Here is a 13,543-nt window from a genome sequence, read left to right on the forward strand (position 1 = left end):
TGGAGGACGCGGCCAACCGCGGCCGCCTGCTGGCGACCGGCTACTCCTGCCGCAGCCAGGCTGGGCGGCTCTCCGGCAAGGCGCTGCTTCATCCGCTGCAAGGGTTGTTGGCCGTGCTGAAAACCTCTCGACCTGGCCGACCCCGGCCAGGAGAATCACCGCGACTCAACGCATCCGTTAACACCAGCCACAGGATAGACACATGAACCACCCGCACTACCTCTCGGCCGACGTCATTCGCGACCGTTTCTCCCGTGCCATGTCGGCCATGTACCAGGCCGAAGTCCCCCAGTACGAGACGCTGCTCGAGCTGGTCGACCAGGTGAACCGGGACACCCTGGCCCGCGACCCGGCCCTGGCGGAACGCCTTGCCGCCTACGACGAATTCGAGCGGCTCGGTGTCGAGCGCCACGGCGCCATTCGCGTGGGCAGCGCCGAGGAGATGGCCATGCTGCGCCGTCTGTTCGCCGTGATGGGCATGCATCCAGTGGGTTACTACGATCTTTCCGTGGCCGGCGTGCCGGTACACTCCACCGCCTTCCGCCCTATTGATGACACGGCACTGGCCCGCAACCCCTTCCGCCTGTTCACCTCGCTGCTGCGCCTGGAGCTGATCGAAAACGACGCCCTGCGCGAGCGTGCCGCGGCGATTCTTGCCGAACGCGACATCTTCACCCCGGCGGCACGGGAACTCGTCGAGCGCTTCGAGCAGCAGGGTGGTCTCACGGAAACGGAAGCGGACCGCTTCGTGGCCGAGGCACTGGAAACCTTCCGCTGGCACAGCGACGCCACCGTCGACCTGGCCACCTACGAAGCGCTGCATGCCGAACATCGCCTGATCGCCGACGTCATATGCTTCCGCGGGCCGCACATCAACCACCTGACACCGCGTACCCTGGATATCGACGAGGTTCAGCGGCGCATGCCCGAGGTGGGCATCAAACCCAAGGCGGTGATAGAAGGTCCGCCCCGGCGCGACTGCCCGATCCTCCTGCGTCAGACCAGCTTCAAGGCGCTCGAGGAACCCATCCGCTTCGCCGAACGCCAGCAGGGCACGCATACGGCCCGCTTCGGCGAGATCGAGCAGCGCGGCGTGGCGCTGACCGCCGAGGGGCGCGCGCTTTATGACCGGTTGCTGGGCGAATCCCGCACGCGGACCCAGGGGCTCGACAACGAGAGCCATCAGCGGGTCCTGGCGGAGGTCTTCTCGGCATTTCCCGACGACGAGGACGCGCTGCGCCGCCAGGGCCTGGCGTACTTCGAATACCGCCTCACCGAGGCGGGCAAGGCCGCGGCCGCCATTGACGAAACCGACCTTGAGACGCTGGTCGAACGCGGCCTGGTGGAAGCGCGCCCGATCACCTACGAGGACTTCCTGCCGGTCAGCGCGGCGGGCATCTTCCAGTCCAACCTGGGTGGAGGGGATGGTCAGACCTACGCCGGCAATGCCAGCCGCGAGGCGCTCGAGGGGGCACTCGGCGTCGCCATCATCGATGAACTCGCGCTCTACGCCGAGCGCGAACGGAAGTCACGGGAGAGCGTGCTGGCGGCACTAAGCCACTGAAGCCGCCAGCGGCAGCCTGCTACCCCCCCGTCATGTTCATGAAGCGCACCACTTGCACGTCACCGTCGGTGGTGAAGTGGTGCCGCTCGGGCTTCTTCTGCATGGCGGCGACGATAGCGGCCTTGAGCCGTTCGAGGTCGCCGGGGTAACGGCGCATCACGGCGCGCAGGTCGACCGAGTGTTCGTTGCCCAGGCACAGCAGCAGGCGGCCCTCGGCAGTGACGCGCACGCGATTGCAGGCAGCGCAGAAGTTATGGCTGTGCGGCGAGATGAAGCCGATGCGCGAGTCGCTGTCGGGCATGCGGAAATAACGCGACGGCCCCAGGGTGTTCTCGGTGGTGGGCAGCAGGGTGTGACGCGCTTCGATGGCAGCGCGCACGTCGTCGCTGGAACAGAACGTCTCGGCACGATCATGGCTCATGTTCTGGCCCAGCGGCATCTCTTCGATGAAGCTGATATCGACGCGCTCGTTGCGGGCGAATTCGACCAGATCGAGCACTTCGTCGTCGTTGCGCCCCTTGAGGATCACCGCATTGAGCTTGATGCGCTCGAAGCCGGCCTCGCGGGCGGCGCGGATGCCGTCGATCACGCGCGCCAGGTCGCCGGTGCGGGTCAGGGCGCGGAAGCGCTCGGGCCTGAGCGAATCCAGGCTGACGTTGAGCCGCTTGAGCCCGCCTTCACGCAGCGCGCGGGCGTGCTTGGCGAGTCCCGCGCCGTTGGTGGTCATGCCGAAGTCGCGCAGCCCCGGCAGCGCACCGAGCTTTGCCACCAGTTCCTCGATGCCGCGGCGCACCAGCGGCTCGCCACCGGTCAGGCGGATCTTCTCCACGCCCAGCTCGACGAAGGCCCGCGACAGCGTGGCCATTTCCTCCAGCGTGAGCAGCCGGGCCCGGGGCAGGAAGGTCATCTCCTCGGCCATGCAGTAGACGCAGCGGAAATCGCAGCGGTCGGTAACCGACAAGCGAACGTAGCGGACGGTGCGGCCGAAGCCGTCGGTCAGGCTCATGCGTTTTCCTCGACGTAAGACGCCGCGTCCATCGGCAGCCGGGCGATCAGTTCGCCGACCTGCTCGGCCACCTCGACCACCGTCTCGTCGTCGTAGCGCAGGCCGCGGCGCTTGCGAAAGCCCTGCTGGTAAAGCTTGACGTGCTCGGTCGCCGTGACGCCGGCATTGGCCAGGCAGTGGGTGACGCAGTGCATCTGGCAGCCGTCGATGGCGACGATGGGTCGGCCCGACCGCGCGGTGCGGACCAGCCCGGGCACGCCACCGCCGACGCCGGAAATGCAGGACATCTCGGCGACACCGCTGTGATCGAGCCTCACGGCGACGTCGTTGGCCAGCTGCGCCACGTCAGAGCAGCCGGAGCAGGAGTAGACCAGGGTGCGGGGTTTGTTCGCGGTTCGGGACATACAGCCTCCCTTGGCGTTATCCAAATAAGTGCCTGCGCTCGACCTTCCGCTTACCGCCCTGGCAGCGGCAAGCTAGTCGTCGGCCAGCATGGCGTCGCGCAGCTTCTGTTCGTCGAGCACCGTCAGGCGCTGGCGGTCGATGCCGATCACGCCGCCGTCGCGCAGCTTGGCCAGCAGACGCGACAGGGTTTCCGGCGTCATGGCCAGCTGGGCGGCGAGCCAGCGCTTGGGAATCGACAGGCGCACCACTCGTGGGCTCTTGCTGCGTCCCGCCGGCAGCTGGCGCAGAATGTAGCTGACCAGCCGCGACATGGCGTCGGCCTGGGTCAGCAGCGCCAGGTCCTCGAGGCGCTCGGTGAGCTCCAGCGCCAGGCGGCTCATGAACTCGGCGCGACAGGCGGGCTGGCGATCCATGATCTCGCGACAGCGCTTGGCGGGAATCGCCAGCACGTGGGTGCGCCGCAGCGCCTCGGCGGAGTAGAGATAGACCCCCGCACTGGAGACCATGCTCAGCTCGCCCAAGGTGCCGCCGCGCTCCACGCAGCGAATGGTGGCCAGGCGGCCATCGCCGGCGCTGCGCGCCAGGCGCACCGCGCCGTTGATGACGATGTAGAGCCAGTGAGCCGGGGCATCCTGACGGAACAACCACTCGCGGGTCTTCAGCGAATGCAGCTCGGTATCCTCGAGCAGCGCGGTGACGTCATCCTCGTCCAGCTCGCCCAGCCAGGGCACGCCGCGGACCAGCTCGCGGAGCTGCTTAGGCTTGAACAGCAGATCAGTCGACGAACTGTCCAGCGGGCAGATAGGGGTATTCATAACCTTCCTCCACGTCGGTATCGGCGGCCATCATCAGATAGCCGTGCGCTTGGCTTGCGGCATGCAGCATGTGGGAGCCCTGCCCGCCGGCCAGCAGGGCCAGCGGTTCGCCACCCTGCCAGTCGATGACGACGCGCAGCAGCTCGCGCCGCCCCGGACTGCCCCGCCGCGAAAAGCCAGCGCGGACGCGATATTGTTGCAGCGGCGCGACGCTGCGGCCCTGGCATCCCTGGATGAAAGGCCTGGCCAATAGATGCCAACCCACCAGCGAGGCCACGGGATTGCCCGGCAGACCGATCAACGGCACGCCCTCGGGTGTGCCATCGTCCAGGTAGCCGAAGGCGAACGGCTTGCCCGGCTTCATCGCCACGCCGTGAAAGAAGAGCCCGCCCAGTTCGTCGAGCACGGGCCTGACGTGGTCCTCCTCGCCGACCGAGACCCCGCCGGTGCACACCACCAGGTCGGCCCCGTCGCGGGCGGCGCCGAACGCCTGGCGCAGCGCGTCGGGGTCGTCGGCAATGATGCCCAGGTCCAACACGTCGCAGTCGACCTGCTCCAGCAGCGCCCTCAGCATGACCCGGTTGCTGTTGTAGACCCGGCCGGGGGCGAAGGGCTCACCCGGCTCGACCAGCTCGTCGCCGGTGGAGATCAAGGCCACCTTGAGCCGCGGCAGTACCGGCACCTCGGCGATGCCCTGGCTCGCCAGCATCGCCAGTGCCGCGGCGTCCAGGGTCCAGCCCGCCGGCAGCAGCGCATCGCCTGCGCAATACTCCTCGCCACGGCGACGGATGTTGGCGCCCGGCCGGGCTTCGCCTACGACATGCACGCGCCCGGCCTCGTCGAGCCGTACCCGCTCCTGAGGCACCACGCAGTCGGCGCCCTGGGGTACCGGTGCGCCGGTAAAGATGCGTGCGCAGCCGCCCTCCGGCAGCGTCTCGACATCGGCGCCCGCCGGAACCCGCAGCGCCACCGGCAGGCCGGCATCGCTCAGTTCCGCCGTGCGCAGGGCGTAGCCGTCCATCGCACTGTTGTCGATACCGGGCATGTCGAGGCGTGCCTTCAGGTCACGTGCCAGCACCCGGCCCGCCGCCTGCTCCAGCGCCACGCTTTCCTCGCCCCGCACCGGCTCGGCCGCAGCGATCATGCGCGCCCGCGCCACCTCCAGGTCGAGCAATCCCTTGCCAAGACTGGCACAGCTCATGCGCGCACTCCTTGACCGCGGTCAGGTACTGCCTGCGCTTCGCGAGAACCGCACGCCTGCTGTTCGGGCAAGACCATGGCGACGAAGTTGCACGGCCGGGTGCGCGCATCGAGCTGGCTTTCGAGAATGCCGTCCCAGGCGGTGGCGCAAGCCTTGGGCGAGCCGGGCATGGCGAAGATCAGGGTGCGGTTGGCCACGCCGCCCACCGCCCGCGATTGCACGGTGGAGGTGCCGATGCTGTCGAAGGAGAGCTGGCGGAACAGCTCGCCATAGCCGTCGATCGCCCGGTCGAACAGCGGTGTCAGCGCCTCGGGCGTGGTGTCGCGCGCAGTGAAGCCGGTGCCGCCGTTGACCAGGATCACCTGGATGTCGTCGCGTACCACCCACTTCGAAACCACCGCGCGGATGCGGTAGATGTCGTCGGGTACGATGCGCCGCTCGACCAGCGCATGGCCGGCCTCGGAGAGACGCTCGCTGAGCAGGTCGCCGCTGCCGTCGCGGTCGAAGCCGCGGGTATCGGAGACGGTGAGCACACTGATGCCGAGCGGCACGAAGCGGGTGTTGGCGTGAACGTGGGACATGACGGCTCCTCCGGTACCGACCGCCAGGGTCGGTACCCATGACATGAAAATTTCTTACTGCATCAACGAGCTGGCGCTGTCGTCATCCAACTCGACACCTTCGACGCCGATCTCGGCTTCCAGCATCAGCAGGTAGTGGCGCAGGGCGCGGCGGGTGGCCTGTTCGCGCAGGGTATGACGCACGCGGCCGGCCACCTGCTCGAACGGCAGGCGCTGGCCACCGGCACGCTCGTCGATGCTGACCACGTGCCAGCCGTAGCGCGAGGCCAGCGGCCGGTCGTGCAGCCCTTCGGGCAGGTGCTGCAGCGCACGGTCGAGTTCGGTCACGGTCTGCCCCGGGGCCAGCCAGCCCAGCTCGCCGCCTTCGCTCCTGGAGGGGCAGTCGGAGTGGCGCATGGCGAATTCGGTGAAGCGCTCCGGAATGGTCTGCAATTCGGCGATGAGCTCCTCGCCCAGACGATACTGCGAGTCGCGGGCCTCGGCATCGTCGGGAGCGGCGGCCAACAGGATGTGGCGCACGGCAATGCGGGTCGGTGCGCTGAAGCGCTCGGGGTCGGCGTCGAAGTAGCGGCGGCAGGCCTCTTCCTCGGGCTCCGGCACCTCCAGCTCCTGCTCCAGCAGGGCGGCGATAGCGGCATCGTTATCGCCTTCGTCGTCAGTATCGGCGACCAGACCGAGTTCGACGGCGCGCTGGCGCAGCAGCTCGCGTACCACCAGGGCGCGGGCCGCCATGAGCTGCGCCTCGCCGGCGGTCGCGGCGGGATGGTACTGCATCTCGCGGGCGATGCTCTCCTCCGCGATGGCCTTGTCGCCGACTTTGACGGGCGGCGGCGCATAGCGGCCCGGCAGCTGTGCGATCTCGATCATTTGCATGGTGACGATCCTCTAATACATGACATAAGCGGCTGTCGGTGCCCGGGGCTGTTCCGCCGGCAGGCCCCGGGGCGCCGGACCGTCGAGGAGGCGCTGTGAATCCTTCCCTGGACGCTACTTTTTCCCTCCATGGAAAAAGACCTCCTCTTCGGCCTACCCCCGGCGCCCCTCACGGCTGGTGCCAAGGTTGAAGCTGAGCTAGCGCAGCCGGCTTGAACCTGTCAGACCCCACCGGCGCGACGACGGACGATTTGGTAGCGCCGCGTCACGTACCCCATCGGGGCACTCCACACATGCACCAGGCGGGTGAAGGGGAACACCAGCACGATGGTCAGGCCGACCAGGATGTGCAGCTTGTAGATCCAGCTCACACCTTCCAGGTACGCGGCGGCGCCGCCCTGGAAGTAGACGATGGACTGTGCCCAGCCGGAGAACTGCAGCATCGCGCTGCCGTCCAGGTGCCCCAGGGTGGGCAGGATGGTGAGCAGCCCCAGCGCTACCTGAAGTACCAACAGGCCGATGATCACGGTATCCATGGTGCTGGAGGAAGCGCGCACCCGCGGGTTGGTCAGGCGACGATGGAACAGCATGGCGCCGCCCACCAGGCACATCACGCCGGCGATACCGCCGACCACCACGGCCAGCACCTGCTTGGCGCCCGGAGTGATGAAGGGCTCATAGAGCCAGTGCGGCGTGAGCAGGCCGACCAGGTGGCCGAAGAAGATGGTGATGATGCCGATGTGGAACAGGTTGCTGGCCAGGCGCATGTTCTTCGACGACAGCATCTGGCTCGAGCCGGTCTTCCAGGTGTACTGGCCGTGGTCGTAGCGCATCAGGCAGCCGATCAGGAAGACGCTGCCGGCGAGGTAGGGGTAGAGCCCGAACAGCAGGGAATCGATGTAGTTCATGACAGGTCTCCGTTAACGTTTCTTGGCGGCATCGACGGGGTCGAGGATGCGAACCGCCTCGCCCTGGATCTGCCGCTTGCGCTCGGCCAGGCGCCGCCCCTCGGCGGACTGCAGCGCGCAGTCTTCGTCGGACTTGGCGGAGAAGCGCACCGCTTCCTCTTCCCATACCGCGTCCAGCGCCTCGGGGGTGTCGTCGCGCTTCTCGCTCACCACGGCCTCACGCTGCGCCTCGACGTCGTCCTCGGCGTCGATCAGGGCCAGCAGCGCGCGGGTCACCAGGGCCTGGTCGGCGCCGCGCTCCTCGAGGCGTGCGGTCAGCAGCGCCAGGATGTGGCGGATCTCGCCCAGCCAGCGGCCGATCTCCTCCTCGCTGCGGGTGGAGAGGTACTCCAGGAACAGCGGCAAGTAGTCGGGCAGCTCGCGAGCGTCGAGCTCGAAGCCGGCGGCCTTGTAATCCTCGATCAGGTCGACCATGGCCTGGCCGCGGTCGCGGGATTCGCCGTGGACGTGTTCGAACAACAGCAGCGAGTGGGCGCGGCCCTTGTCGAACAGCGCCACGTACTCGGACTGCAGCTCGAGCAGGTCGGCCTCATGGATGCGCTGGCACCAGCTCATCAGGTCGCCGCGCAGCGCCGCCGGCAGGCGGCGCTCGGCATCGAGCGCCTCGATCAGTTCATCCACGGCGCCTTGCAGCGCCGGGGTGGGGTAGTCGAGCAGGCGGGCCAGCACGCGCAGGCTGCGCATGCCGACGACGGGTTCGATTTTCAGCGCTGCATCAGCCATGGTGTGTCTCCTTGGAGCCGGTTTTCGGATCGAAGACGTCGACCGGCTTGACCAGCGCGCTGGTCTGCTTGCGGCCGTTGAACAGGCTCGGCTTGCTCTCGCCGTGACAGCCGTCGCCGAAGCTGAAGCCGCAGCCGCCGCGCTCGGGGAAGGCTTCGGTGGCCATTTCGCGGTGGCTGGTGGGCACCACGAAACGATCCTCGTAGTTGGCGATGGCCAGATACCGGTACATCTCCTCTACCTGGGCTTCGGAGAGCCCCACGGCGTCGAGCACCTCGGTATCGTGCTTGCCTTCGACGTGCTTGTTGCGCATGAAGACGCGCATCGCCATCAGTCGCTTGAGCGCCAGCACCACGGGCTCCTCCTCACCGGCGGTGAGCATGTTGGCGAGGTAGCGCACCGGGATGCGCAGCGACTCGATCTTGGGCAGCACGCCGTCGTACTCGACCTTGCCGGCCTCGGCGGCCGACTGGATCGGCGAGAGGGGCGGCACGTACCAGACCATGGGCAGGGTGCGGTACTCGGGGTGCAGCGGCAGCGCCAGCCCCCAGTCCATGGCCATCTTGTAGACCGGGCTCTCCTGGGCGGCCTTGATCACGTTGTCGGCGATACCGTCACGCTTGGCCTGGGCGATCACTTCCGGGTCGTGCGGGTCGAGGAAGATCTCGCACTGGCGGTGGTAGAGGTCGCGCACGTCCGGGGAGCTTGCCACTTCCTCGATGCGATCGGCGTCGTAGAGCAGCACGCCGAGGTAGCGGATGCGGCCCACGCAGGTCTCGGAGCACACGGTCGGCATGCCCGCTTCGATGCGCGGGTAGCAGAAGATGCACTTCTCGGACTTGCCGGTCTTCCAGTTGTAGTAGATCTTCTTGTACGGGCAGCCGGAGATGCACATCCGCCAGCCGCGGCACTTCTCCTGGTCGATCAGGACGATGCCGTCCTCCTCGCGCTTGTAGATCGCGCCGCTCGGGCACGATGCCACGCACGCCGGGTTGAGGCAGTGCTCGCACAGCCGCGGCAGGTACATCATGAAGGTGTTCTCGAACTGGCCGTAGATATCGGCCTGCACCTGCTCGAAGTTCTTGTCCTTGCGGCGCTTGGCGAACTCGGTACCGAGGATCTCCTCCCAGTTCGGGCCCCATTCGATCTTCTTCATGCGCTCGCCGGAGACCAGCGAACGCGGCCGCGCCACCGGCTGGTGATCGCCCTGCTTGGCGGTGTGCAGGTGCTGGTAGTCGAAGTCGAACGGCTCGTAGTAGTCGTCGATCACGGGCAGGTCGGGATTGGCGAAGATGTTCGCCAGTACCCGCCACTTGCCGCCGATGCGCGGTTCGATCTTGCCGTCCTTGCGGCGCATCCAGCCGCCCTTCCACTTGTCCTGGTTCTCCCACTCCTTGGGATAGCCGATGCCGGGCTTGGTCTCGACGTTGTTGAACCAGGCATATTCCATGCCTTCGCGGCTGGTCCAGACGTTCTTGCAGGTGACCGAGCAGGTATGACACCCGATGCACTTGTCGAGGTTGAGGACCATGCCTACCTGGGAACGAATCTTCATTTCACGGCCTCCTGAACGCTGTCGTTGCCTTCGCCGTCCAGCCAGTCGACTCTCTTCATCTTGCGGATCAGGACGAATTCATCGCGGTTGGAGCCAACGGTTCCGTAGTAGTTGAAGCTGTAAGAGAGTTGCGCGTAGCCGCCGATCATATGGGTCGGCTTGGGGCACACCCGGGTCACGGAGTTGTGCATGCCGCCGCGGGTCTTGGTGACCTCGGAACCCGGCACGTTCACCTGCCGCTCCTGGGCGTGGTACATCATCACCATGCCGGCCTTGACCCGCTGGCTGACGATGGCCCGCGCGGTGATCGCGCCGTTGGCGTTGAACAGTTCGATCCAGTCGTTGTCCTCGATGCCGATCTCCTGGGCATCGGTCTCCGACATCCACACCACCGGGCCGCCGCGGTTGAGCGTCAGCATCAGCAGGTTGTCGCTATAGGTGGAGTGGATGCCCCACTTCTGGTGCGGGGTGATCCAGTTCAGCGCCTTGGTCGGGTTGCCGTTGTCCTCCGGCATCTGGAAGCCGGTCACCGTCTTGGTGTTGATCGGCGGACGATAGGTCAGCAGGCTCTCGCCGAAGGCACGCATCCAGGGGTGGTCCTGGTAGAACTGCTGGCGGCCGCTGACGGTGCGCCATGGAATCAGCTCGTGCACGTTGGTGTAGCCGGCGTTGTAGGAGACGTGCTCGTCCTCCAGGCCGGACCAGGTCGGGCTCGAGATGATCTTGCGCGGCTGGGCGACGATGTCGCGGAAGCGAATCTTCTCCTCTTCCTTGTTCGTTGCCAGGTGGGTGTGGTCGCGGCCGGTGATCTTGGACAGCGCGTCCCACGCCTTGACCGCCACGTGGCCGTTGGTTTCCGGCGCCAGGGTCAGGATCATCTCGGCGGCGTCGATCGCCGTCTCGATCTTCGGCCGTCCCTTGTGCGGGCCTTCGGTCTTGCGATAGTTCAGCTTGCCGAGCAGCTCGACCTCGGACTCGGTGTTCCAGGCGATGCCCTTGCCGCCGTTGCCGATGGTCTCGAGCAGCGGGCCCACGGAGGTGAAGCGCTCATAGGTTTCGGGATAGTTGCGCTTGACCTCGATCAGCGCCGGCATGGTCTTGCCGGGGATCGGCTCGCACTCGCCCTTCTTCCAGTCCTTGACCTCGGGCTGGGCCAGCTCGGCCGGGGAGTCGTGCTGGTGCGGCAGGGTGACCAGGTCGGTCTCCTCGCCCAGGTGGCCCACGCACACCTTCGAGAACGCCTTGGCGATGCCCTTGTAGATATCCCAGTCGCTGCGCGACTCCCACGCCGGGTCGGTGGCCGCGGTCAGCGGGTGAATAAACGGGTGCATGTCCGAGGTGTTGAGGTCGTTCTTCTCGTACCAGGTCGCCGTCGGCAGCACGACGTCCGAGTAGAGGCAGGTGGAGGACATGCGGAAGTCCAGCGTGACCACCAGGTCGAGCTTGCCTTCCGGCGCCTCGTCGTGCCACTTCACCTCTTCCGGCTTGCTGCCGCCGAATTCACCCAGGTCCTTGCCCTGGATGCCGTGGCGGGTACCCAGCAGGTACTTGAGCATGTACTCGTGGCCCTTGCCCGAGCTGCCCAGCAGGTTGGAGCGCCAGATGAACATGTTGCGCGGGAAGTTCTGCGGGCTGTCCGGGTCCTCGGCGGCGAACGCCAGCTCGCCGCTCTTGAGCTGCTGGACGGCGTAGTCCTTGGTCGACATGCCGGCGGCCTTGGCCTTCTCGGCCAGGCGTAGCGGGTTGGTGCCGAGCTGCGGCGCCGAGGGCAGCCAGCCCATGCGCTCGGAGCGCACGTTGAAGTCGATCAGGCTGCCGCTGTAGTCGGCCGGGTTGGCCAGCGGCGAGAGGATCTCCTTGACCTCGAGCTTCTCGTAGCGCCACTGGGAAGAGTGGTTGTAGAAGAAGGAGGTGGAGTTCATGTGGCGCGGCGGGCGCTGCCAGTCGAGGCCGAAGGCCAGCGGGGTCCAGCCGGTCTGCGGGCGCAGCTTCTCCTGACCCACGTAGTGGGCCCAGCCGCCGCCGCTCTGGCCGATACAGCCGCACATGACCAGCATGTTGATCAGGCCCCGGTAGTTCATGTCCATGTGGTACCAGTGGTTCATCGCGGCACCCACGATGACCATGGAGCGACCCCGGGTCTTGTCGGCGTTGTCGGCGAACTCACGGGCGATGCGGGCGACCTGCTCGGCGGGTACGCCGGTGATCTTCTCCTGCCACGCCGGGGTGTAGGGCTTGACCTCGTCCAGCGAGGTGGCGCCGTCGTCCTCGCCGAAGCCACGGTCGATGCCGTAGTTGGCGCACATCAGGTCGAAGACGGTCACCGCCAGCACGTCGCTACCGTCGGCCTTCTTCAGGCGCTTGGCGGGCAGGCTGTGGAACAGCAGTTCGTTGCCGGCCACGTGGTCGAAGTGCTCGTGGGCGATGCCGCCGAAGTAGGGGAAGGCGACCTTGGCTACATCGTCGTGGTGCTCGGCCAGCGTCAGCAGCGGCTTGATCTCGGCGCCGCCGGCATCACGCTCCTCGAGGTTCCACTTGCCCTGGTTCTCTTCCTTCTCGCCCCAGCGGAAGCCGATGGAGCCGTTCGGCACCACGAGGCGGTCGGACAGCTCGTCCCACGCCACGGTCTTCCACTCGGGGTTGTTGTCCTGGCCCATGCTGCCTTCGAAGTCGCTGGCGCGCAGCTGCTTGCCGGGCACGAAGCTGCCGTCCTCGCGGGCTTCGAGTTCGACCAGGAAGGGCATGTCGGAGTACTTGCGCACGTACTCGGTGAAGTAGGCGCTGGGCTTCTCGAGGTGGAACTCCTTGAGGATGACGTGGCCCATGGCCATGCCGAGGGCGGCGTCGGTGCCCTGCTTGACCGACAGCCACTCGTCGGTGAGCTTGGAGACCTCGGCATAGTCCGGCGTGATGGAGACGGTCTTGGTGCCCTTGTAGCGCACTTCGGTGAAGAAGTGGGCATCCGGGGTACGGGTCTGGGGCACGTTGGAGCCCCAGGCGATGATGTAGCCGGAGTTGTACCAGTCGGCCGACTCGGGCACGTCGGTCTGCTCGCCCCAGGTCTGCGGGCTGGCCGGCGGCAGGTCGCAGTACCAGTCGTAGAAGCTCATGCACACGCCGCCGATCAGCGACAGGTAGCGGCTGCCCGCGGCGTAGCTGACCATCGACATGGCGGGAATCGGCGAGAAACCGAGGATGCGGTCGGGGCCGTACTGCTTGGCGGTGTAGACGTTGGATGCGGCAATCAGCTCGTTGAGCTCGTCCCAGTCGGCGCGCACGAAGCCGCCCATGCCGCGGGCACGCTTGTACTGCTTGGTCTTGGCCGGGTCGGCGACGATGGAGGCCCAGGCGTCGACCGGGTCGCCGTGCTGCTGCTTGGCCTCGCGCCACAGCTTGAGCAGGGGCTTGCGGATCAGCGGGTACTTGAGGCGGTTGGCGCTGTACATGTACCAGGAATAGCTGGCACCCCGCGGGCAGCCCCGCGGCTCATGGTTGGGCAGGTCCGGACGGGTGCGCGGGTAGTCGGTCTGCTGGGTTTCCCAGGTGACCAGGCCGTTCTTGACGTAGATCTTCCAGCTGCAGGAGCCGGTGCAGTTCACGCCGTGGGTGGAGCGCACGATCTTGTCGTGCTGCCAGCGCTGCCGGTAGCCGTCTTCCCAGCCACGGGACTCCGCGCGGGTCTCGCCATGGCCATTGGCGAAGGGCTCGCGCGCTTTGCGGAAGAAATTCAGCCGATCTAAGAAGTGACTCATGGTCGTCTCCAGGCTCTTGAAGTGATGCGTGGCCGCCCGGGCCACCCCGCCTGCCGTGCCGCGCTGCGTGTCTGGCACGACCGGCAGGCAGGTTCATGAG

At 66.9% G+C, this 13,543-nt stretch carries 12 protein-coding genes; 2 read left to right on the forward strand and 10 right to left on the reverse strand.

The window, feature by feature from the left end:
• A partial coding sequence (locus ACOJCM_RS18765; protein WP_445213606.1) for a hypothetical protein occupies window positions 1-206 on the forward strand: 206 nt, incomplete at its 5' end.
• On the forward strand, window positions 203-1,564 hold the full coding sequence (hglS, locus tag ACOJCM_RS18770) for a 2-oxoadipate dioxygenase/decarboxylase HglS (protein WP_445213607.1): 1,362 nt from the start codon (window positions 203-205) through the stop codon (window positions 1,562-1,564). The genes ACOJCM_RS18765 and hglS, both read left to right, overlap by 4 nt.
• 19 nt (window positions 1,565-1,583) lie before the next feature.
• On the opposite strand, the gene moaA is transcribed toward hglS, so the two are convergent.
• From moaA to ACOJCM_RS18820, 10 genes are all read right to left on the reverse strand, one after another.
• Complete coding sequence (gene moaA, locus ACOJCM_RS18775; RefSeq protein ID WP_445213608.1) at window positions 1,584-2,570, reverse strand: GTP 3',8-cyclase MoaA; 987 nt, start codon at window positions 2,568-2,570, stop codon at window positions 1,584-1,586.
• Window positions 2,567-2,974 (reverse strand): putative zinc-binding protein, encoded by a 408-nt coding sequence (locus ACOJCM_RS18780; RefSeq protein WP_445213609.1) that lies wholly within the window; start codon window positions 2,972-2,974, stop codon window positions 2,567-2,569. Before ACOJCM_RS18780 ends, moaA begins: the two co-directional genes overlap by 4 nt.
• A 72-nt stretch (window positions 2,975-3,046) precedes the next feature.
• Window positions 3,047-3,790 (reverse strand): Crp/Fnr family transcriptional regulator, encoded by a 744-nt coding sequence (locus tag ACOJCM_RS18785; RefSeq protein WP_445213610.1) that lies wholly within the window; start codon window positions 3,788-3,790, stop codon window positions 3,047-3,049.
• Window positions 3,750-4,991 (reverse strand): molybdopterin molybdotransferase MoeA, encoded by a 1,242-nt coding sequence (locus ACOJCM_RS18790; RefSeq protein WP_445213611.1) that lies wholly within the window; start codon window positions 4,989-4,991, stop codon window positions 3,750-3,752. The genes ACOJCM_RS18785 and ACOJCM_RS18790 overlap by 41 nt, the downstream gene beginning before the upstream one ends.
• Window positions 4,988-5,572, reverse strand: coding sequence for a molybdenum cofactor biosynthesis protein B (gene moaB / locus ACOJCM_RS18795; RefSeq protein WP_445213771.1), 585 nt, complete (start codon window positions 5,570-5,572; stop codon window positions 4,988-4,990). The genes ACOJCM_RS18790 and moaB overlap by 4 nt, the downstream gene beginning before the upstream one ends.
• A 54-nt stretch (window positions 5,573-5,626) precedes the next feature.
• Complete coding sequence (locus ACOJCM_RS18800; protein WP_445213612.1) at window positions 5,627-6,445, reverse strand: peptidylprolyl isomerase; 819 nt, start codon at window positions 6,443-6,445, stop codon at window positions 5,627-5,629.
• A 221-nt stretch (window positions 6,446-6,666) separates the two neighbouring features.
• The gene (narI, locus tag ACOJCM_RS18805; protein ID WP_445213613.1) at window positions 6,667-7,353 is read right to left on the reverse strand and encodes a respiratory nitrate reductase subunit gamma; all 687 of its coding nucleotides are present in this window, start codon (window positions 7,351-7,353) and stop codon (window positions 6,667-6,669) included.
• 12 nt (window positions 7,354-7,365) lie between these two features.
• Window positions 7,366-8,136, reverse strand: a complete 771-nt coding sequence (gene narJ / locus ACOJCM_RS18810; protein ID WP_445213614.1) for a nitrate reductase molybdenum cofactor assembly chaperone — start codon at window positions 8,134-8,136, stop codon at window positions 7,366-7,368.
• On the reverse strand, window positions 8,129-9,691 hold the full coding sequence (narH, locus tag ACOJCM_RS18815) for a nitrate reductase subunit beta (RefSeq protein WP_445213615.1): 1,563 nt from the start codon (window positions 9,689-9,691) through the stop codon (window positions 8,129-8,131). The genes narJ and narH overlap by 8 nt, the downstream gene beginning before the upstream one ends.
• Window positions 9,688-13,443, reverse strand: a complete 3,756-nt coding sequence (locus tag ACOJCM_RS18820; protein WP_445213616.1) for a nitrate reductase subunit alpha — start codon at window positions 13,441-13,443, stop codon at window positions 9,688-9,690. The genes narH and ACOJCM_RS18820 overlap by 4 nt, the downstream gene beginning before the upstream one ends.
• Window positions 13,444-13,543 lie beyond the last annotated feature (100 nt).

This window comes from Billgrantia hypersalina (assembly GCF_052584175.1).